Origin of the sequence: Congregibacter sp. (assembly GCF_965660375.1) — a bacterium.
Lineage (GTDB): Bacteria > Pseudomonadota > Gammaproteobacteria > Pseudomonadales > Halieaceae > Congregibacter.
Window position 1 is genome coordinate 51,525 of record NZ_CBFHZO010000012.1, and the last position, 18,327, is coordinate 69,851.

Here is an 18,327-nt window from a genome sequence, read left to right on the forward strand (position 1 = left end):
AGAATCTGAACTACCCGTCCAAAAGCAATGCCGCGAGGCGTTGACGATGATGCTGGGCATCGCCGAACTGCTGCTGCGCGCCCTGGGCGCGGCGAATAAAGAGCTGGGCGTCGCAATCCCAGGTAAAACCCATACCGCCGTGGAACTGCACGGCGCGATCGCCCGCAAATTTCAGCGCATCAGTGGCCTGGGCCTTCGCCATGCGGCAGGCCACCTCCTGGTCCTTATCCAGAGACTCGGCACCCACAAGCGAGCTGGCGTGGTACACAAAGGAGCGTGCGGAATCCATCATATTCAGAATTTCAACACTGGGATGCTTGAGCGCCTGATAGGAGCCAATCAGCTTACCAAACTGTTTGCGCGTCTTGAGATAGTCCACCGTCGCGTCCAGACAGGCAGCAGCGGCACCGGTACTCTCGGCGGCCACCAGCAAAGCACCCAGCATACGATAATCCCGCAGCGCAGTAAGGACGCTTGCCCCTGCTATCACCGCGGTGGGTGCCACGCCGTTAAAGGTGATGTCTGCGGCGCGATGAGTATGGTCGATGAGTACCCGAGGGCGGATCGCACTCTCACTCTCATCGTCGTGAAGGCTGTTCGCGTCAACGACTGCCAAAGCGGTCTCTCCGCCCAACAGCGCAGTCACCACGATCCACCGCGCGCTCTGGGCATCCATCACCAGTCGCTTCTGCCCCTGGAGCATACCCGCGTCATCGATCACGGTGCCCGTTGGCAGAGCGCTCCAATCTTCGGACTCCAGCTCAGCGACGCTGGCCGCGTCCCCGCTGGCAATTCCCCGGAGCACCTCAGCCACCGACTCGCCATCCGCGCGCAGCAGAAGCTGAGCCGCGAGCAAGGTCGATAACAGCGGGGTCCCCATCAGGGATTTACCCAAGCTCTCCGCCACGGGCACTGCAGCGCCTATGCCCAGCCCTGAACCCCCGAGCTCCTCGGGTAAGCCGATGCCGGTCCAACCCATTGCCACCATCTCATCCCAAACTTCGGGACTGTATTCCAGAGGAGTCTCCAGATGCTCTCGCGCAACGCTCAGGCCGCCACGGTCAGCACAAAAACTGCGCGCATAATCCAGGAGCATGCTCTGCTCCTCATCAAAACGCATGGCCGTACTACCCATTACCGACATATTCAGCCCCTACTTTGGCAGGCCGAGCACATGCTCGGCGACAATATTTGCTTGTACCTGGCTCGTGCCACCACCGATGGTTGCGGAGAAGCTGTTGAGGTAGGCGCGTTGCCAGAACCCCCCTTCCCGGGCACGATCATCGCCAACGAACAAAGCACCATCAGCACCCTGGGCGTTGATTGCAAATTGACGCATGCGTCGCGCGTACTCGGTCCAGCGCAATTTGTTCGACAAGGGAAGGGACATAGGATAGTCACTGGTCAATGCCGGGATACCCGAGCGGCGATCACCCAGAACCACGGCCTTCTCCTCCATAATCAGACTGACCAACTGATCACGGATCAGAGGGTCTTCCAGCACCGGTTTTCCATCACGGGTCACATCGCGAAGCTGCTCAATGAGATCATCAATGACAATACGCACAAAGGCCAGACCGCCCGCCGCGCCAGCCTCTGCACCGCGCTCGTACTGCAGCGTTTTCATGGCGATCTTCCAGCCGTCACCTTCATCGCCCATGAGGCAGTCAGCGGGGATACGCGCATCGGTGAAGAAGGTTTCGGTAAATCCGAATTCACCGGTGAGCTTGCGAATAGGCCGGGTATCCACGCCATCAACGGTCATGGGCGCAAGGAAGAAGGACAAGCCGTCGTATTTGCGCTCGGCTTCGGGATTGGTGCGCGCCAGGAGAATCATGTACTTGGCGTAGTTACCCATGGTGGTCCAGATCTTACTGCCATTGATGACGTAGTCATCGCCGTCGCGCTCCGCACGGGTGCGCGCATTCCCCAGATCCGAGCCGTGATCAGGCTCGGAGAAGCCCTGGCACCAGATATCTTCGGCGCTCAGGATGCCCTTGAGATAACGCTGTTTTTCTTCTTCGGTACCAATATCGTTGATGAGTGGTCCGGCCCAACCCAGTCCGATGACGTTAAAACAAATGGGCACGGCCTGACGGCGCATCTCCTGATCAACCACCGATTGATAGATCGCATCCACGCCCTGACCGCCATGTTCTTTCGCCCAGGCCATGCCCAGGTAACCAGCGGACCAGACTTTATGCTGCCACTCGCGCAGAAACTCCAGCTGCTCATCACTGCCCACCTCCATAAACGTCTGAGGCAACAGAAAGCCGGGATCCGCAGGTTTATTTGCTTTCAGCCAGCTGGCCACCTCGCGACGAAAGTCTTCCAGTTCCTTTACTGCAGCGTTCATATCAGGTCTTCCATAGTCTTTGGGGCATCGTGTTTAAACAAGGCGCAGTGACACATCAGTCTGCGTCCGGCGTTTGCCGTCCTGCCGCGTCCGCCCGGATAAAGGCATCGCGGCTTGTGAGGCGCTCAAGGTAAGCCGCGGTTTGGGGTTTATAGCGCTCATCCAGTTTTAAAGTTTTACCAAAATACAGCGCATAGCCAACACAGATATCGGCGATGGTAAAACGCCCATCCACGAGGTAGTCGTTGTTCTCCAAGTGGGCGTCAAGACGTCGTAGCCGCGCGATAAACCACTTGGCATAGTCATCCGCCACGGGTTTCTTTTCGGGTGTAGGCTCCAGAACCGTGTAGCGGAGCACGATGGTCTGGGGAAAGGTCAGTGTCGCATCCGCATGGTAGGTCCAGTTAAGCATGTCGCCATAGGCCGGATGCTCCGGTGGCACTGCAAGATGCTCGTTGCCGGGCCGGGTCGCCAGATAGTGGGGAATGGCGCAGGATTCCGTCATTTCCACATCGCCGTCCACAAAAAAAGGAATTGTGCCCAGAGGGTTTATCTCAAGATAGTCGCGCTGAAAAACCCGCGGGGGAAAAGGCAGCATTACGAGCTCATAATCGAGGCCCAGCTCTTCCAGCGCCCATACTGCCCGCAGGGAGCGCGCACCTTCGCAGTGCCACAATTTCATTGTCATAGTCCGTACTGCCGTGCTGCCAGATCACGCATAATTTCTTCCGATCCGCCGCCAATGGCGTTTACCCGCACTTCCCGATAAATCCGCTCCACCCGATTACCCCGCATATAGCCCGTGCCCCCGAGAATTTGCATTGCTTCCCGCGCACAAAACTCCAGCGTTTCGCTGGCCTGCACCTTCAACAGCGCGATGTCGCCAGGATTCGGGCTACCATTCTCGATGCTTTCGTAGCAGCTGCGAATGTAGGCTTGGGTGGCGTTGATTTTTTGTTTCATCTGAGCAAACTTATGCCGGATGACCTGATGGTCGGCAAGACGCTTCCCGAAGGTGTTGCGCTCCCTCGCCCAGGTAGCTGCCTCCTCAAGGCAGACCCGACCCTGCGCCTCCATGGAGACAGCCATGGCCATGCGCTCGCTGTTGAAGTTGGTCATGATCACATGAAAACCACGATTCTCCTCACCGATGAGATTCTCCACCGGCACGCGCAGGTTGTCGAAGTAGAGCGTTGCGGTATCTGATGCCCACCAGCCCTGCTTGCGATCCAGGGCAGTGCGGGAGAAGCCTTCAGAGTCGGTAGGGATCAGCAGCATAGAAACACCGCCCGCGCCCTCGCCCCCGGTGCGCACCGCCGTGGACACCCAGTTGGCGCGCATACCGCCGGTGATATAGGTTTTGGAGCCGTTGACGATGTAATGATCGCCATCGCGAACCGCCGTTGTGCGAAGCCGTGCGACATCGGATCCTCCACCCGGCTCGGTGATACCCAGGGAAATATGTTTTTCTCCTGCGAGGACCGGCGGCGCAATTGCCTGTTTCATGGCTTCGGAACCCCAATTGATTACCGGGGGCAGGCCTATACCGTGGACCAGCAAAGAGGCGGGGACACCACCGACTCCAAAGCGGTTCATCTCCTCGCCGGAGATCCAGCTGTGCCAGGAATCAATACCGTCGAGAATGCCACCGTAGGCTTCGGGATAACCCATACCCAAAAGCCCCACCGCGGCGGCCTTTGGCCACAGATCCAGGGGAATCTCTCCCGCCTCGTCCCAATCCTCCGCAAACGGTGCTATTTCGGTGTCGACAAAACGCCGCAGCTGGGTGCGCCATTCCTCGTGTTCAGGACGAAAATGGGGGTTGGGCAAACGCGCGCTATCAAAGTCGAGAGACATCGGGGCTTCCTGAATCCGGGTTGCATTGAGTGCTGCTTAATAATACTGAGTGGCGCTCAATTCAACAAGCGCCGGGCGCCCAACTGCCGGGGGCTCCAGCGCAGGCAGTCAGGCGTAGGCGCTTTCGGGGAACACCAGCGCCAGGGCCCGGCGATGCTGCTCCTCCACCACCAACTCATCGAGCTCTGCCTTGGCACGATTTATCAATTCTGCGGGAAGCCTGGGATCACCGAGTCGCAGTATTTCTGCGCGCAAAAGCCACTCACGGGCGTAATCGTCCAGGCACGCTCGGAGCAACTGCATATCGCTCTTGTCAAAAGCGTATTCAACGCCTCTCGCCCCCTCCGTAATTGTCGTTTCGGGCTCCAGGGACCTGCCCGAACTTTCTTTTCCAAGGAGTGCATAAGCAGCCATCAACCGATCATCAGACTGGGACTCCGGCGTCGTGGTGCGCGGTAGAGGTTTGTACAGCTGGTAGTTTTCGCGATCGGCAACGCCGCCAAACACACTGCTAATCCGTCCACCCACCGCCATGTCGTAACGCCCCCAGGCGGGCTCGAACAACACCCGACCATCCAGCGCCGTCACCGTGCATTCACTAAAACTCAACAGGAGGTTGCGGTGCTCCTGACGCAGCACATCTTCCAAATGACCCCGCACCGTAATTCCCGAGAGAAACTCAAGCTCCACCGTTTCCCCTACGGCGATGCGGTGGACCTTTAATTCATCGACGGTGTACTCGGAAAGACAGCGACTGAACTCCTTGAGCAAACCGACGGGAGATCCAAAACCTTCTTGGTGACTGTCTATGCCGTGCCCGTACAACTCGCTCCCACGGCAAGCCAACTGAGTAGGCCCACGGGTCTGAAGGTAATTCACATTACCCACTGCATCGCAAATGACCTCCGAGATAACACCGCTGACCTGCACCCCGGAATCGTACTCCGCAGTACAAACCACCTTCGCATCGATGGCTTTGCGAAGAGAGTCCGCGCCACCGCGCCGGGCTGCCATGGTGGCAGCAAACTCCTCCAGCACCTGACTCATATGCCGGCAGCTTCGCGTGACAAAGAGTTGTGGCTGGGTGGAGGTAATATCGTAGGGCGTCTCCACGGCATTGACCGTCAGCGGTAACTTCTTAACACGCTCATCGTCACGACAGCTTTGACTCTCGCCCAGGGAAGACAGCAGGCCCGCCCCGAACAGCCGATAATCCTCAACGTCACCGACGAGCCCGTATTCAACGGTCCACCAGTGCAGCCTTGTGAGCAACGCTGCCTCGGAGGGTTCCTCATCACTCTCCGCAAGGGCTGCAAGGCGCGCTTCGGCCCGTGCAACATCATCGGGAGCTGTGGTGGGATTTTCTTTCAGTATGGATAACTCCCGAACCGCTTCATAAAGCTCATGATCGTGCTCATTGGCAATAGCCTGCATGCCCACCTCGCCGAAGCGCTGGAGAAACTCCGCATAGTCCACATCAATGAGGAAGGGCGCGTGGCCGGCAGACTCATGGAGAATATCCGGAGCCGGCGTGTAAAGAAGGTGCTCCACACTGCGCATATCGAGGGCTATGACCAATACCTTAAGCGCCTGAAACTCCATGAAAATAGCGGGGGGTATGAAGCCATCGACCACGACCGCACGCCAACCCAGCTTTGCCAGGCAGGCATTCATTTCATCAATGGAAGGAATGTGATTCAGGGCTATACCGGTTCGGGACAGGCCCTCGAGATACACCGGATGCGAAGATTCCGCGAGCCCGCGGGTGAGCGCCGTCATTAGAAAACGCCACACGGCATGATCCCGGGGCGTGTACTGCGTGTTCGGATCCTGGACAGTGACGAAGGGCCGAAGGTGCACGGGCAAACTGGCAACAATCTCCTGCTGACTTGGTGTGGCAGAACTCACGGTAGCTTACCTTCTGTCATTGATAGGTCGGACTTTTCGGTCATGGCATGGTCCTCAAGCTTTGCCAGGATCTGCCTGAGGTTTTGACGCTCCACGGCGCTGAGCACCCTCAAAAAGCCAGTCTCCCAGTGCAGCGCCAGGGGTGCAATGGATTCGAACAATTCAGAGCCCGCACCGGTAAGACAGAGTTCGCTCACGCGACCATCGCCAGTGCTCAAATAGCGCTTCAATAACCCCCGTTTTTCCAGGTCTGCAACGGCTCGGGATACGGCGACTTTATCGAGATTGCCCTGCCGGGCAAGGGCTTTGGCACTGAGATAGGGCGTCTCATGTAACAGGGCAAGAATACGCCACTGGGGCACACTCACAGCGAAGCGCGCTCGATACACCCCGGCAAGAGACACACTGATATGTTTCGCCAGGCGATCCAAGCGGTAGGGCAAAAAACCTTCCAGCTGAAACAGGGTTTTCATGGCTTCCTTCAACTCGCTAGATAGTTTCATATGAAACTAGTAAGCTGCAGGTCTGTCAAGGAGCAAGGAGCAAAGTCATGAGTCGGCAGTGGTTCCCCCATGTGATTCGCGAAGGACAGCACTCTCGGCAGGCACACTGCGACCTCCCCGAAGGCACCTACGAGCGAGAGATGGGTCGTGAAGGATTCTTCGGCCCTGCAAGCCATATTCACCATCGTCACCCCCCTACCGGCTGGGTCGACTGGAAGGGGCCGCTGAGACCCTACGCTTTTGATCTGACGCAACTGGACGCACTGAGTGAGTCCCCCTTTGCGCAGCACGCATTGCTGGCCAATCAGGATGTGGCCCTGAGGTTTTGGCGCTGCGACCGCGCCATGGAACATCTGGTACGCAATAGCGATGGCGATGACCTGCTGTTTATCCACAATGGGAGTGGCTCTCTCTATTGTGATTACGGCCAGCTGAATTTCCGGGATGGCGATTACCTGGTGATTCCCCGGGGAACCGCATGGCGCATGGAGCCCGCGGAACCGGCGGAGTGCCTGATCATTGAAGACCGCGACGGCGCCTATCAACTACCCGATCGCGGAATGCTGGGACCCCACGCGGTTTTTGATCCGGCGACTCTCGATCACCCCCGCATTAATGACGACTTTCTTGCCCAGCAAAGCGAGGTGCCCTGGGACGTCCATATCAAACGTCACGATGAGGTAAGCGTTGTCACCTTCCCGTTTAATCCCCTGGATGCAGTGGGCTGGCACGGTAACAATACGGTGCTGCGCCTGAATTGGCGGGACATCCGTCCGGTGATGAGTCACCGATACCACCTGCCACCTTCGGCCCACACAACCTTTGTAGGCGGTGGTTTCGTGGTGTGCACTTTTTGCCCGAGGCCCATTGAGACGGATCCCGGCGCGCTGAAGGTGCCCTTCTATCACAACAACGATGATTACGATGAAGTGCTTTTTTACCACCGAGGTAATTTTTTCAGTCGCGACAACATCGAAGCAGGGATGATTACCTATCACCCCTGCGGATTCGCTCACGGCCCTCATCCCAAGGCGCTCCAGAAGTCGCAAACCGATCCCGCCAAGGCCACGGATGAAGTGGCGGTGATGATCGATACACGACGGGCCCTGACTATTCAAAGCGCTGTAAAAGGCGTCGAAAAACCCGACTATGTCAACTCCTGGCGCAGCCAGGGTGCAGAAGAGCCCGCAGTTAGCGCAGGATCAAGCTCATGAAATTAGCCTCCTACAAATCGGGTCGCGATGGCCAGCTGATGATCGTGGACAGAGCGCTGCAGCGTTGCTGCCCCGCCGGCGACCTTGCCCCCACGATGCAGGTCGCTTTGGATGACTGGAGCAACACTGCGCCACGCCTTCAGGAGCACTACGAGCGTCTTTGTCGCGGCGACCACAGCGAGACAACCGACTTCGACGCCAGCAAATGCGACGCGCCGCTTCCCCGCAGCTACCACTGGGCAGACGGCAGTGCCTACGTGACCCATGTGGAGTTGGTGAGAAAAGCGAGAGGCGCCGAAATGCCAGCCTCTTTCTGGGAAGACCCGCTGGTATACATGGGTGCATCGGATGCTTTTATCGGACCCGAAGACCCGGTAGCAGCAGAAAGCGAGGACTGGGGCATCGATTTCGAGGGTGAGGTGGTCGTGGTGACAGACGATGTGCCGGCCGGCACCACAATCGAGGAAGCTGCCGAGCACATCAAACTCCTGGGCATCGTCAATGACGTATCCCTTCGCAATCTCATTCCCGCAGAACTTGCCAAGCAGTTTGGTTTCTATCAATCCAAACCCTGGACAGCCTTCGCACCGGTGTTCGTGACTCCGGATGAACTTGGCAATACCTGGGACGGTGCCCGCCTGCATTTACCCCTGCGGGCAACCCTCAACGGCAAATTAATCGGCGCACCGAATGCAGGCCAGGACATGACCTTTGATTTTCCAACCCTGATTGCGCACTGCGCGAAGTCCCGCTCGTTGATCAGCGGCGCAGTTATCGGCTCGGGCACCGTATCCAACGTGGGGTCAAAAGATGGCTCCTGCTGTCTCGCGGAAGTGCGTTGTCTGGAGACCATTCGCGACGGCAGACCCAGCACACCGTTCATGAGCTTTGGAGACCGCATTCGTATCGAGATGCTCGACCATGAGGGCACCTCTGTTTTCGGTGCCATTGATCAACGGATTACCCCCTTTGAACCCTCCCGGGGGTAAACAGTGAGGCTCTACAGCTTCTTTAGATCCACTGCGGCGTATCGTGTGCGTATTGCCTTGGGCGTTAAAAGTCTCGATCACAGCATCGTGCCTGTCGATCTTCTGGCAGGACAGCAGCGAAGCCCGCAGTTCCTTTCAGAGAACCCCCAGGGGCTGGTGCCTGCGCTGACACTTGACTCAGGTACCACCCTCGCACAGTCCGTTGCCATTCTGGAATGGCTGGAGGAAACCCATCCTGATCCACCGCTGTATCCCGAGGGAACGCTAAAGAGAGCCGAGACCCGTGCCCTTTGCCAACACATCGCCTGCGATATTCATCCGCTGAACAATCTCCGGGTATTGCGCTATCTGAGCGACCCCCTGGGACTCGAGCAGAGCACCGTAGATAACTGGTATGCACATTGGATACATCGCGGCTTTACGCCTCTGGAAAAGGCGGTGGGCCAGTTCGGAAAAAAATTTTCTCTTGGGGAGCGCCCCGGGATGGTCGAGGTGTTTCTCATCCCACAGGTATTCAACGCCTACCGCTTCAAAGTTGATCTGACCTCGTTCCCGAACATCACCGCCCTCGATGAGCGCTGCCAACAATTGCCTGCCTTTTACCGCGCGCACCCATCACGCCAGATGGACACTCCTCAGGAAGAACGCGCCTGAAGCAATCGCTCAATGCCCGGAAGATCAGAAGCCACATCAACATCCCTCACCACCCCGGGGTCAATTACGGGCACCGGTATGCACTCGCTCGCATATTCATTGATGAGATGATTTGCACCCACGTCACCGGACAGGTTTTTTAGCAGGGGTATAAAGCGCTGGCCAAACATTACCGGATGACCTCGACGGCCCTCGTAAACGGGAAAGACAATGCGCTCCCTATGCGCCTGTTGCTGAAGCAACAAAATCGTCTGCACCCCCAATCCCGGCATATCTGCAAGCGCGATGAGAATGGAATTTGCGTCTCCGATACTTTCCACACTTTCAGCAAGAGTGCCTCCCATCCCCTCTCCTGCGCGCTGGCAGCGCAGGAGCTCAACAGACTCATCGCGCAGTTTTCGAGCAAGAATATCATCCCGGGATTCAGTCGACAGACTAAGAAAAACGCGAAGCCCCAAAGATGTGAACTGCGAAATAGACTGCTCTAAAAGCGTTTTACCTGTCTTTAGAATTACCTGACGCTTGTCATCACCAAAGCGCTTCGCTCTACCCGCAGCAAGCATCAACACCACCGCGCCCTGGGGAAAATCGGGCTGCGAGTCTTTATTCACCGTTCAATCCGCATTTTTAAGCTTCCTTGAGACCGAAAAAGTCGTTGATTTTATTCTGGGTAAATGAAGGTTTAACCCTTGCGATAGCTTGTGAAAGCCTTATGCTGTGATGCGCGGGGTAGATATTTCGCGCAAATAATGTGAATGGGCATAGGGATCATTACAAGGGGTGTGATCATGGCAGGAAAGTTTGAACTTAAGAAAGGAAAAACCGGAAAGTTTTCCTTCAATCTTAAATCAGGAAACGGTCAGGTTGTATTCACCAGCCAGACTTACGATAGCAAACGCTCGGCTACAGCAGGCATTACTTCCGTAAAGAAAAATGCGGATAAGGATGCTCGCTACGAACGCAAGTCGTCGACCAAAGGACAACCCTACTTCGTCATAAAGGCCACCAATGGCCAGGTAATCGGCAAGAGCCAAATGTACTCCAATGCAGTCAGCATGGAGAAAGGCATCAAGTCAGTCGGTCTTAATGCACCCGGCGCTGATACCCTGGACCTGACTGTGGAAGCACCGAAAAAGAAAGCGGCTCCCAAAAAGGCTAAAGTTGCAGCCAAGAAAGCAAAAGCAGCACCTAAAAAGGCCAAGGCAGCTGCCAAGAAAGTAGCCAAGAAAGCAAAAGCAGCTCCCAAAAAAGCTAAAGTTGCAGCCAAGAAAACAAAAGCAGCTCCCAAGAAGGCTAAGGTTGCAGCCAAGAAAGCAAAAGCAGCTCCCAAGAAGGCTAAGGTTGCAGCCAAGAAAGCCGTGAAGAAAGCGAAAGCCGCACCTAAAAAAGCTAAGGCGGCGGTAAAGAAAAAAGCACCTGCCAAAAAGAAGGCGGCTGCCAAAGCGAAAAAGAAGTAAGCTTGTGGCGGCAGCTGCATAGCAGCTGTCGCCCCGCCTTCTCAGCAGCTAGCGACCAACTAAAAGCTTCTCAAACTCTCTATCGCTGCATCGCTGCATCGCTGCATCTCCCCAACCTCCCGCTCCAGCTCTCCACCGAAAGGCCTGTACCAAGGTCAGTATCGGTTTAAGTCGCATCGCGTTTTTCCCGCGAGTTTTTAAGCGCCAGTCATCGCTCTCTGGCAAGCACAAAATCAAGTTTCCAAAACTCGGCGCTTGTAACAATAGAGCCGGAGAGCCGCCAGGGGTAGCGGGAACACGGAGGTTCAGTTTGCGGCAGCAACAGCCGAGGCATTCACCTTCGACAGGGCGCGAGACAACGACTGCTCGTAGCAGTCCATGTTGCGCGCGGCACGCGCAACACTGCCAGCCCGTCGAATATCACTGTGACCACAGGCCTGTTCCGCGGCGCGAGCCAGTCGATAGTGCAATACCTTTTGTCCCGTTGCAGAATCGAGGTCAAGATCAGAAAAGTTCACGGCGACCTGGGTCGGATTTGTCACGGAGTCGGCAATGACCTCAGTGATACTACTGGCACTCGCCTGAACCGCAAATGCGGCGAGAACACCAGACACTGCCGTTGCAAACAATACACGTCGAATTGATTTCATGATTAAGCTCCATACTTTTTAATGGCCATTGGCCGGATTAGTTTGCGGTCTGCGTCCTTCTTCGCCATCCCACGATCCCAAATTAGGTTAGAGCGGTGCGCATCGTTAGAGCGTTTCGGTGAAACGTTAGGCAACGTCGATAAGCTGGTGGAATCCAGCGGCGAAAGCTCTGCGTATTCTTATCCGTTGCATAGAAAGTCGTAAAAACCGCCAACAAGCAGACGTTGGCGGTACAATAGGTGGCAAGCTGGAGGGATGCGCTCCGCGCGCCAATAGAGACCAGCCGGCGCAAGAGTATTCCTCAGACGCCGAACAGCAGGAAACGGGTTTAAGGCATGAAGTATCTAGGCAGTCCGGATTTCGATCACGCCCAGCAGGGAAGTATCGGCGTGCTCGTCACAAATCTGGGCACGCCACAGGCTCCGGAGAAAGGAGCTTTGCGCCCCTATCTGAAGCAGTTCCTGTCAGACCCGCGAGTGGTAGAGGTTCCCAGGCTTCTTTGGTGGTTCATTCTCAACGGTATCATTCTCAACGTTCGTCCGGCACGATCTGCCGAGGCGTATAAGACCGTGTGGACTGATGAGGGCTCCCCCTTGTTGATACACACTCGCAACCAGGCGCATGAGCTGCAGAAGCGCCTCAATGCCAAACACGGCGGTGAGGTTATCGTAGAGTTTGCCATGCGCTACGGTGAACCCTCCATCGGCAACGCGCTGCAGTCATTGATGGACCGTGGAGCTCGCCAGTTACTCGTGCTGCCCATGTACCCTCAATACAGTGGCCCTACCGGTGGATCCACCTTCGATGCGGTAGCAGAAAATTTTAGTAAGCGGCGCTGGTTACCCGATTTCCAGTTTGTTGCCAGCTATCACGACCAACCGGGGTACATTAGCGCAATAGCAAGCAGCATCAGGGAACACTGGAAGAACCATGGGCGAGCGGAGAAGCTCCTGTTTTCCTATCATGGCGAGCCGCGGCGCTATCTTGATGAAGGCGACCCATACCACTGCCAGTGTCACAAGACGACCCGACTCGTGGCTGAGGAACTGGGGCTGGGAGAGGGCGAATACCTGAGCGCTTTTCAGTCGCGGTTCGGGCGGGAAGAGTGGTTAAAGCCTTACACCGATTACACGCTCAAGGAAATGGCCGGAGGCGGTGTGCGGTCAGTGCAGGTTGTGTGTCCAGGGTTCTCCGCAGACTGCCTTGAAACCATCGAGGAAATCGGAGAAGAAAACCGGGATTACTTTCTTGAGGCCGGCGGGGAGCGCTACGAGTATATTCCCTGCCTGAATGCCAGCGAAAGACACATCGATTTCCTGGCAGACCTGGTAAACGATCGTCTTCGACCCTGGCTGGCGGCAAAGCCTGCACAGAATACACCAACCGCCACCATGGCAGAGGCTATGAAAGCGCGAAATGCCGCTTAAAGCTGACTTGGATTTAGATTGGGGCTTGAGTAAACGCTAGCGTCGCTATCGCGTGACTGTGGTTAGCCGCGGTGTTTGCCATAAGGTAAGCGAGGGCTATCCCCAGCAAAAACACCGCCGTTAGCTTTACGCGATCGTGACTGTGAAACTGGACCTCGGGCAACAGATCACTGAGCGCAATACACACGAACGCCCCCGCCGAAAACGCAAGCGCCGATGCGATAACAAGCTCGCCATTGACCCCCAGTCCCGTAGCGTAAAAGTAAAACAGCAAAGCCCCGAGGGGACACACAAAGGCAAACACGAGATTCGCCCTCGCCTGTGCCGAGGCGGTAGTGCCCGAAGCCTTCATGAGGGCAACAATCGACATTGCATCCAGGGGCTTGTGAAGAAGAATAGCCAGAAAAACCCCGAACCCCAGCAACTGCTGCTGATGCCCGTGGGGGGCCGACAATAGCGCCGCGCCGAGTGCCACGCCGTCGATAAAGGTGTGAAAGGTGAGCCCCACCAACACGCCCCGCCAACTCACCCCGGGCGCGACCACCGAGGTTACTTCACGGGCTGCGGCGTCTTGCCCGTTCCCCAAGGAAGCACCGTGCTCATGACTATGATCATACTCGTGTTCGCAGACAGCGATCGCTTCGGCGGGATAGTCCGGTTGGTGAAAATGCAGTATTCGCAGCAGCAGGAGCATCACAATCAAGCCGCCCATGGTCCAGGACATCACCGTGGTAAGACCGTGATGTACACCCAGAGTCAGCACTGCGTGAGGCAGTAAATGGAAAAATGCGATGCCCAGCATAAGACCAGAGACGAGGCTCATGGCGAGCTGCGTTCTCGTATGAGTCATAGCGATGCGCTGGGTTACAGCGCCGCCGGCTACAGAGAAGACGATAAGAGCAGTACCATAGACCGCCAGCAACAGCATGGGAGACATCAGAGCAGCACCAGATTGTCGCGATGAATCAGCTCAGCTTCACCACCGTAGCCCAGGATTTCCGCGATTTTTTTTGAGCTCAGGCCCATAATTTGACGCACTTCTTTTCCACTGTAATTGCTTAAACCCCGGGCCACTTCACGGCCCTGCATATCACGACAGAGGAGCACATCGCCCCGCTCGAACTCACCACTCACGGACTTCACACCCACAGGGAGCAAGCTGCGCCCGGAGCTTTTGAGGACTGCCACTGCCCCATCGTCAATTTCCACAATGCCGCGAAAGGTCACCAGGCTGGCAAGCCACTGTCGCCGCGCATTTTCGGGAGCACTGCCGCTTTCCAGCCAGGTGCCCAGCGTCTCACCATTAGCAAGTTCGGTGAGTATCCCGGGATGACGCCCCCCGACGATCACCGTCTCGGTACCGGAACGCGCAGCAAGACGGGCAGCTCGGAGTTTAGTCAGCATCCCCCCACGACCCAGAACACCACCCTCGCCTGCCACCGCATCCAGCCGGGGGTCATCAGCACGCGAGTGCTGGATAAGGCTCGCTCCGTCTGTCGTTCGGGGATCCGCATCAAACAGACCCTCCTGATCCGTGAGCAAAACCAGAACATCCGCATCTACCAGGTTCGCCACGAGAGCCGCCAGCGTATCATTGTCCCCAAAGCGGATTTCGTCGGTGACAACGGTGTCGTTTTCATTAATCACCGGTACCACGCCATGGGAAAGCAGGGTCTTCAGGGCAGCGCGGGCGTTCAGATAGCGGTCTCTGGCAAACACATCGTCGTGACCGAGGAGTATCTGCGCAGCCATAAGACCCTTTGCTGCAAAAGCCTCCTCGTAACGACGAAGGAGGGCAGACTGCCCCACGGCCGCCGCGGCCTGCAATTCGTGGAGTTCCTCCGGACGCTCGGTGGCCCCCAGGCGGGAAAGCCCCGCTGCAACCGCCCCGCTCGAGACAAGGAGCACTTCACAGCCTCGCTGGCGTAATTCGGCCAACTGTTCAACCAGTGCCACAATAACTCCATCATCGATGCCGCGCCCGTCATCGGTGAGGAGCGCGCTCCCCACCTTGACTACCCAGCGATGGGCAGAAGCCACCCAGTGTCGAGAGTGGTTGCTCACGGTGCGTATTCGATCTCAACATCGTGATCATCATCGTCGTCTTCATCGTCCTCAGACATCTCGCCGCGTTTACGCATGCGGAGCAGGTTCACACGCTCCCGCGCCTCCTCCTGCATCGCCTGCTGCGCCTCGCGCTCGGCAACAATCAGGTCGGGGTTCGCAGCTTCTTCTTCGGCGCAGCGTTCCAGATAGCCCATCATGTCCTGACACAGTCTTTCCGTACCATCGTGCGCCAGTGCCGAAATACTGTAAACCGGCGCTGACCACTGAAGTTTGTCGATGACACTGGCCTCGATATCAGCCAGTTCAGTCTCATCGATGAGATCGGTCTTATTGAGCACCAACCAACGCTCTCGCGCGGCAAGGGTCGGGCTGAAACGCTCCAGCTCACGCACAATGGAGGCGGCGCTGTCCGCCGGGTCGCTACCATCCATAGGTGCCACATCCACCAGATGGAGCAGTATGCGATTACGGGTGAGATGTTTAAGAAAGCGAATCCCCAGCCCCGCCCCGTCCGACGCGCCCTCGATCAATCCTGGGATATCTGCAATAACGAAACTACGCAACGCATCGACTTTCACAACGCCCAGTTGCGGGACCAGCGTAGTAAAGGGATAGTCAGCCACTCGCGGCCGCGCGGCTGAGACCGAGCGAATAAATGTTGATTTACCGGCATTGGGCAATCCCAGAAGGCCCACATCCGCGAGCACATTGAGCTCCAGCTTCAGTGACCGCTCTTCCCCCTCACTACCGGGGCTGGTCTGCTGTGGCGCACGATTGACCGACGATTTGAACCGGGTGTTTCCCAGGCCATGGAAGCCTCCCTGCGCGACCAGCAGCCGGTCACCCGGGGCCACAAGATCCCCCAGAGTCTCGCCGCTGTCCTCGTCAAGAACAGTTGTCCCGACGGGCACCGGCAACTCAAGGTCAGCACCCCCGGCGCCGGTACAGTTACGCCCGCGACCTTTTTCACCGCTCTCTGCGCGATAAACACGCTGGAAACGATAATCCACCATGGTATTGAGACTGTGATCGGCGACCAGATAGACACTGCCGCCATCACCCCCATCGCCACCATCGGGACCGCCTCGCTCCACGTATTTCTCCCGGCGAAAACTCAGGCAACCATTGCCCCCTTTTCCGGCGAAAACGCGAATACTGGCTTCATCTACAAATTTCATGGGTTCATTCTATAGGGCAACTGCCGCACTGAGCGACAGGCAAAAAAAAGCCCCGGATGAAACCGGGGCTTCTCACTACGCTCTCGGTTTCGCCTCAGGCGCCAACGATGCGTACGAATTTACGGTTTTTGTTACCCCGGGTAATGAACTCAACTTTGCCCGCGACCGTTGCGAACAGAGTGTGGTCCTTGCCCAGCCGGACGTTTTCGCCGGCGTGGAAGCGGGTGCCGCGCTGACGAACGATGATGTTGCCGGCCTTCACCTGCTCACCGCCAAAACACTTAACGCCGAGACGCTTGCTTGTCGAGTCGCGGCCGTTACGAGTACTACCGCCTGCTTTCTTGTGTGCCATTTGTCAGTCTCCTTACGCGCTGATGCCGGTGATACGGACTTCCGTAAACCACTGACGGTGCCCGGTTTCTCTTCGGTAGTGCTTGCGGCGGTTGAACTTGACGATCTTCACCTTGGCGTGACGACCCTGGGAAACCACCTCGGCGGTGACCTTGGCGCCAGCGACGAGCGGTGTTCCCACCTGCGTGTTCGTGCCACCGAGCATAAGAACCCGGTCGAACTCGATGGTGTCGCCCGTTGCGGCCTCGATTTTCTCGAGCTTGAGGGACTCGCCCTCGGTCACACGGTGCTGCTTTCCACCGCTTTCAATAACTGCGTACATCTTTCTTCTCCGTTGTTCGCCTTCCCGCAGATTCGAATAACACCGTCAACCATCGCGTTAGCCACGCTACATCGCTGTATCGCTCTACTGGCAACGCCAGGGAAACCGGCGGCACCGCTCTCGCAGTGGGCAGGGCCAGGCACAAGTAACTGTTTTCAAAAGGATTTTCAGCCATGACTAGGAGAAAAAACCTTCAACCCGCAGTCCAAAAAAATCACGCAAACCGCGTTCGCGCGGCTGCGGGGCGCGAGATTGTACTGAAAAGGAAGTCATAGCTCAAGAAAGTTTTATCGCTGCTACCCCCGGGAACAGCGCACTTTGCCCCGTACGCAAGCGCTGAATCCTTGACACCCTCGCAGGGGGCACCTAGCATCCGCGACCAATTCTCCGGGGTCAAGGTTTTACCCACCATGCAAGAAGTCCGTGCCGTTGTCAGCGAAGAGCTAGACGCGGTTAATGCTGTGATCATCGAACAATTGCGCTCCGACGTCGACATGGTCGAAAACGTCGGGCAATACATCGTTGATGCCGGCGGTAAGCGGCTGCGCCCGGTACTGGTACTGCTCTCCTCCGCAGCTTTGGGATCCATCAGCGATCTGCAGATCCGTTTCGCCGCTGTGGTGGAATTTATCCACACTGCGACCCTGCTACACGACGACGTGGTCGATGTATCTGAACTGCGCCGGGGGCGACCCACGGCCAACAGCGCCTTTGGCAACGCATCAAGCGTCCTTGTGGGGGACTTCCTCTACACCCGCGCATTTCAGTTGATGGTGACACTGGGCAATCATGACGTCCTATCGATGATGGCAGACACCACGAACACCATCGCCGCGGGCGAGGTGCTGCAGCTGATTCGGGCAGGAGACTCCACGACCAGCGAGGACCAGTACTACGATGTCATCGACCGGAAAACAGCTGCGCTTTTTGCCGCAGGGTGCGAAGGAGCGGCCCTCCTCGCCGGCGTAGACACCGGGAAGGCACGGGAACTCAATATCTACGGCCGCAACGTCGGCGTCGCGTTTCAGATTATCGATGATCTTCTGGATTATCAGGGCGACCCCGAAGTTACGGGGAAGAATGTCGGCGATGATCTCGCTGAGGGCAAGCCCACCCTGCCGCTGATTCATGTGATGCGCGAGGGCAGTAAAGCTCAGGCCACCCTGGTGCGTGACGCGATCAACGCAAAAGACAGAGAACGACTGCCCGACATCATTCAGGCTGTGAGAGACTGCGGGAGCCTCGAGTACACCCGCAAGGCTGCGGTCGCGTGTCGGGACAAAGCCCTCGCAGCGCTGAGTAGCTTCCCCGAGTCAACGGCAAAAGTGGCGATGGTTAATCTTGCGGCGCTTTCTCTGGAGCGATCTCACTAAGCATCGAGGAACGCGGCGGAT

General features: G+C 57.0%; 19 protein-coding genes. 6 read left to right on the forward strand and 13 right to left on the reverse strand.

Features of this window, described 5'->3' with window-relative positions; genetic code table 11:
• Window positions 1-10: 10 nt before the first annotated feature.
• The 6 genes from ACTG3T_RS01160 to ACTG3T_RS01185 form a co-directional block, all read right to left on the reverse strand.
• Complete coding sequence (locus ACTG3T_RS01160) at window positions 11-1,144, reverse strand: acyl-CoA dehydrogenase family protein (RefSeq protein ID WP_439100429.1); 1,134 nt, start codon at window positions 1,142-1,144, stop codon at window positions 11-13.
• Window positions 1,145-1,153: 9 nt separating this feature from the next.
• The gene (locus ACTG3T_RS01165) at window positions 1,154-2,356 is read right to left on the reverse strand and encodes an acyl-CoA dehydrogenase family protein (RefSeq protein WP_439100430.1); all 1,203 of its coding nucleotides are present in this window, start codon (window positions 2,354-2,356) and stop codon (window positions 1,154-1,156) included.
• A 55-nt stretch (window positions 2,357-2,411) separates the two neighbouring features.
• Complete coding sequence (locus ACTG3T_RS01170; protein ID WP_439100431.1) at window positions 2,412-3,038, reverse strand: glutathione S-transferase family protein; 627 nt, start codon at window positions 3,036-3,038, stop codon at window positions 2,412-2,414.
• A gap of 2 nt (window positions 3,039-3,040) precedes the next feature.
• A complete protein-coding gene (locus ACTG3T_RS01175) occupies window positions 3,041-4,213 on the reverse strand; it encodes an acyl-CoA dehydrogenase family protein (protein WP_439100432.1) in 1,173 nt (390 codons plus the stop codon).
• A 108-nt stretch (window positions 4,214-4,321) separates the two neighbouring features.
• Window positions 4,322-6,121: an aromatic amino acid hydroxylase gene (locus ACTG3T_RS01180; RefSeq protein ID WP_439100433.1), complete on the reverse strand. Its 1,800-nt coding sequence runs from the start codon at window positions 6,119-6,121 to the stop codon at window positions 4,322-4,324.
• Window positions 6,118-6,624, reverse strand: coding sequence for a MarR family winged helix-turn-helix transcriptional regulator (locus tag ACTG3T_RS01185; protein WP_439100434.1), 507 nt, complete (start codon window positions 6,622-6,624; stop codon window positions 6,118-6,120). Before ACTG3T_RS01185 ends, ACTG3T_RS01180 begins: the two co-directional genes overlap by 4 nt.
• 47 nt (window positions 6,625-6,671) lie before the next feature.
• Here ACTG3T_RS01185 and ACTG3T_RS01190 point away from each other — a divergent pair, with 47 nt between their 5' ends.
• Genes ACTG3T_RS01190 through maiA form a run of 3 tightly spaced genes read left to right on the forward strand, consistent with a single transcriptional unit; the run spans window position 6,672 to window position 9,481 of the window.
• The gene (locus tag ACTG3T_RS01190) at window positions 6,672-7,838 is read left to right on the forward strand and encodes a homogentisate 1,2-dioxygenase (protein WP_439100435.1); all 1,167 of its coding nucleotides are present in this window, start codon (window positions 6,672-6,674) and stop codon (window positions 7,836-7,838) included.
• Window positions 7,835-8,827, forward strand: coding sequence for a fumarylacetoacetate hydrolase family protein (locus ACTG3T_RS01195; RefSeq protein WP_439100436.1), 993 nt, complete (start codon window positions 7,835-7,837; stop codon window positions 8,825-8,827). The genes ACTG3T_RS01190 and ACTG3T_RS01195 overlap by 4 nt, the downstream gene beginning before the upstream one ends.
• A gap of 3 nt (window positions 8,828-8,830) precedes the next feature.
• Window positions 8,831-9,481 carry a maleylacetoacetate isomerase gene (gene maiA / locus ACTG3T_RS01200; RefSeq protein WP_439100437.1) on the forward strand — a complete coding sequence of 217 codons (651 nt, stop codon included), beginning with the start codon at window positions 8,831-8,833 and terminating at the stop codon, window positions 9,479-9,481.
• On the opposite strand, the gene ACTG3T_RS01205 is transcribed toward maiA, so the two are convergent.
• Complete coding sequence (locus tag ACTG3T_RS01205) at window positions 9,463-10,092, reverse strand: nucleotidyltransferase family protein (protein ID WP_439100438.1); 630 nt, start codon at window positions 10,090-10,092, stop codon at window positions 9,463-9,465. The two genes, maiA and ACTG3T_RS01205, sit on opposite strands and share 19 nt — an antisense overlap.
• Before the next feature lie 177 nt (window positions 10,093-10,269).
• Here ACTG3T_RS01205 and ACTG3T_RS01210 point away from each other — a divergent pair, with 177 nt between their 5' ends.
• A complete protein-coding gene (locus ACTG3T_RS01210) occupies window positions 10,270-10,938 on the forward strand; it encodes a YegP family protein (RefSeq protein WP_439100439.1) in 669 nt (222 codons plus the stop codon).
• 305 nt (window positions 10,939-11,243) lie between these two features.
• Here ACTG3T_RS01210 and ACTG3T_RS01215 read toward each other — a convergent pair whose 3' ends face one another.
• Window positions 11,244-11,588, reverse strand: a complete 345-nt coding sequence (locus ACTG3T_RS01215; RefSeq protein ID WP_439100440.1) for a UrcA family protein — start codon at window positions 11,586-11,588, stop codon at window positions 11,244-11,246.
• Window positions 11,589-11,923: 335 nt separating this feature from the next.
• On the opposite strand from ACTG3T_RS01215, the gene hemH reads away from it, so the two are divergent.
• Window positions 11,924-13,015 (forward strand): ferrochelatase, encoded by a 1,092-nt coding sequence (gene hemH / locus ACTG3T_RS01220; protein ID WP_439100441.1) that lies wholly within the window; start codon window positions 11,924-11,926, stop codon window positions 13,013-13,015.
• A gap of 13 nt (window positions 13,016-13,028) precedes the next feature.
• Here the strand turns inward: hemH and ACTG3T_RS01225 are convergent, their stop codons facing one another.
• From ACTG3T_RS01225 to rplU, 5 genes are all read right to left on the reverse strand, one after another.
• On the reverse strand, window positions 13,029-13,952 hold the full coding sequence (locus ACTG3T_RS01225; protein WP_439100442.1) for a ZIP family metal transporter: 924 nt from the start codon (window positions 13,950-13,952) through the stop codon (window positions 13,029-13,031).
• Window positions 13,952-15,079: a glutamate 5-kinase gene (proB, locus tag ACTG3T_RS01230; RefSeq protein ID WP_439100443.1), complete on the reverse strand. Its 1,128-nt coding sequence runs from the start codon at window positions 15,077-15,079 to the stop codon at window positions 13,952-13,954. The genes ACTG3T_RS01225 and proB overlap by 1 nt, the downstream gene beginning before the upstream one ends.
• Entirely contained in the window at window positions 15,076-16,260 is a 1,185-nt protein-coding gene (gene cgtA / locus ACTG3T_RS01235) for an Obg family GTPase CgtA (RefSeq protein WP_439100444.1), read from the reverse strand. Before cgtA ends, proB begins: the two co-directional genes overlap by 4 nt.
• 94 nt (window positions 16,261-16,354) lie before the next feature.
• Entirely contained in the window at window positions 16,355-16,612 is a 258-nt protein-coding gene (gene rpmA / locus ACTG3T_RS01240; protein ID WP_008292570.1) for a 50S ribosomal protein L27, read from the reverse strand.
• 12 nt (window positions 16,613-16,624) lie between these two features.
• Window positions 16,625-16,933, reverse strand: a complete 309-nt coding sequence (gene rplU / locus ACTG3T_RS01245; RefSeq protein ID WP_439100445.1) for a 50S ribosomal protein L21 — start codon at window positions 16,931-16,933, stop codon at window positions 16,625-16,627.
• 410 nt (window positions 16,934-17,343) lie between these two features.
• On the opposite strand from rplU, the gene ACTG3T_RS01250 reads away from it, so the two are divergent.
• Entirely contained in the window at window positions 17,344-18,306 is a 963-nt protein-coding gene (locus tag ACTG3T_RS01250) for a polyprenyl synthetase family protein (protein ID WP_439100446.1), read from the forward strand.
• Window positions 18,307-18,327 lie beyond the last annotated feature (21 nt).

Coding starts and splice junctions, on each gene's coding strand:
- rplU (WP_439100445.1), bottom strand. CDS start 16,933: ATGTACGCAGTTATTGAAAGCGGTGGAAAGCAGCACCGTGTGACCGAG.
- hemH (WP_439100441.1), top strand. CDS start 11,924: ATGAAGTATCTAGGCAGTCCGGATTTCGATCACGCCCAGCAGGGAAGT.
- cgtA (WP_439100444.1), bottom strand. CDS start 16,260: ATGAAATTTGTAGATGAAGCCAGTATTCGCGTTTTCGCCGGAAAAGGG.
- ACTG3T_RS01170 (WP_439100431.1), bottom strand. CDS start 3,038: ATGAAATTGTGGCACTGCGAAGGTGCGCGCTCCCTGCGGGCAGTATGG.
- ACTG3T_RS01250 (WP_439100446.1), top strand. CDS start 17,344: ATGCAAGAAGTCCGTGCCGTTGTCAGCGAAGAGCTAGACGCGGTTAAT.
- rpmA (WP_008292570.1), bottom strand. CDS start 16,612: ATGGCACACAAGAAAGCAGGCGGTAGTACTCGTAACGGCCGCGACTCG.
- ACTG3T_RS01195 (WP_439100436.1), top strand. CDS start 7,835: ATGAAATTAGCCTCCTACAAATCGGGTCGCGATGGCCAGCTGATGATC.
- ACTG3T_RS01210 (WP_439100439.1), top strand. CDS start 10,270: ATGGCAGGAAAGTTTGAACTTAAGAAAGGAAAAACCGGAAAGTTTTCC.
- ACTG3T_RS01165 (WP_439100430.1), bottom strand. CDS start 2,356: ATGAACGCTGCAGTAAAGGAACTGGAAGACTTTCGTCGCGAGGTGGCC.
- ACTG3T_RS01225 (WP_439100442.1), bottom strand. CDS start 13,952: ATGTCTCCCATGCTGTTGCTGGCGGTCTATGGTACTGCTCTTATCGTC.
- ACTG3T_RS01185 (WP_439100434.1), bottom strand. CDS start 6,624: ATGAAACTATCTAGCGAGTTGAAGGAAGCCATGAAAACCCTGTTTCAG.
- ACTG3T_RS01175 (WP_439100432.1), bottom strand. CDS start 4,213: ATGTCTCTCGACTTTGATAGCGCGCGTTTGCCCAACCCCCATTTTCGT.
- ACTG3T_RS01215 (WP_439100440.1), bottom strand. CDS start 11,588: ATGAAATCAATTCGACGTGTATTGTTTGCAACGGCAGTGTCTGGTGTT.
- ACTG3T_RS01160 (WP_439100429.1), bottom strand. CDS start 1,144: ATGTCGGTAATGGGTAGTACGGCCATGCGTTTTGATGAGGAGCAGAGC.
- ACTG3T_RS01190 (WP_439100435.1), top strand. CDS start 6,672: ATGAGTCGGCAGTGGTTCCCCCATGTGATTCGCGAAGGACAGCACTCT.